This window comes from Dinoroseobacter sp. PD6, from assembly GCF_028807315.1.
In the GTDB taxonomy this organism is placed as follows: domain Bacteria; phylum Pseudomonadota; class Alphaproteobacteria; order Rhodobacterales; family Rhodobacteraceae; genus Dinoroseobacter; species Dinoroseobacter shibae.
In genome coordinates, this window is the sequence record NZ_JARAMN010000024.1 from 1 (window position 1) to 1,180 (window position 1,180).

Consider the following 1,180-nt stretch of genomic DNA (forward strand, 5'->3'; position numbering starts at 1 on the left):
CACCATGGCTAAGGAAAAGTTTGAGCGTTCGAAACCGCATGTGAACATCGGTACGATCGGGCATGTTGACCACGGCAAGACGACGCTGACGGCTGCGATCACGAAGCAGTTCGGCGACTTCAAGGCCTATGACGAGATCGACGGCGCTCCGGAAGAGAAGGCGCGCGGGATCACGATTTCGACGGCGCATGTGGAATACGAGACCGACGCGCGCCACTACGCCCATGTGGACTGCCCCGGCCACGCCGACTACGTCAAGAACATGATCACCGGTGCGGCGCAGATGGACGGCGCGATCCTGGTGGTGAACGCCGCGGACGGCCCGATGCCGCAGACGCGCGAGCACATCCTTCTGGGCCGCCAGGTGGGCATCCCCTACATGGTCGTGTTCATGAACAAGGTCGACCAGGTCGATGACGAGGAGCTTCTGGAGCTCGTCGAGATGGAGATCCGCGAGCTGCTGAGCTCCTACGAGTATCCGGGCGACGACATCCCGATCATCGCGGGCTCGGCGCTGGCCGCGCTCGAGGGCCGCGACCCGGAGATCGGCGAGCAGAAGATCGCCGAGCTGATGAAGGCGGTGGATGACTACATCCCGACCCCGGCGCGCGCGGTGGACCAGCCCTTCCTGATGCCGATCGAGGACGTGTTCTCGATCTCCGGCCGCGGCACGGTCGTCACCGGCCGCGTCGAGCGGGGCGTGATCAACGTGGGCGACGAGATCGAGATCGTCGGCATCCGCGACACCAAGAAGACCACCTGCACGGGCGTCGAGATGTTCCGCAAGCTGCTGGACCGCGGCGAGGCGGGCGACAATATCGGCGCGCTGCTGCGCGGCGTGGACCGCGAAGGCGTGGAGCGGGGCCAGGTGCTCTGCAAGCCGGGCTCGGTGACCCCGCACACCAAGTTCGAGGCGGAGGCGTATATCCTCACGAAGGAAGAGGGCGGCCGCCACACGCCGTTCTTCGCCAACTACCGGCCGCAGTTCTACTTCCGGACCACGGACGTGACCGGGACGGTGACGCTGCCGGAGGGGACCGAGATGGTGATGCCGGGCGACAACCTGAAGTTCGGCGTCGAACTGATCGCGCCGATCGCCATGGAAGACGGCCTGCGCTTCGCCATCCGCGAAGGCGGCCGCACCGTCGGCGCAGGCGTCGTGTCGAAGATCATCGAGTAA

General features: G+C 65.7%; 1 protein-coding gene. It reads left to right on the plus strand.

Annotation, left to right across the window (positions count from 1 at the left end):
- Positions 1-4: 4 nt before the first annotated feature.
- On the plus strand, positions 5-1,180 hold the full coding sequence (tuf, locus tag PVW48_RS20065; protein WP_012176905.1) for an elongation factor Tu: 1,176 nt from the start codon (positions 5-7) through the stop codon (positions 1,178-1,180).

Bases quoted from the DNA above. Each gene is read 5' to 3' on its own strand.
- tuf (WP_012176905.1), top strand. From the start codon at position 5: ATGGCTAAGGAAAAGTTTGAGCGTTCGAAACCGCATGTGAACATCGGT.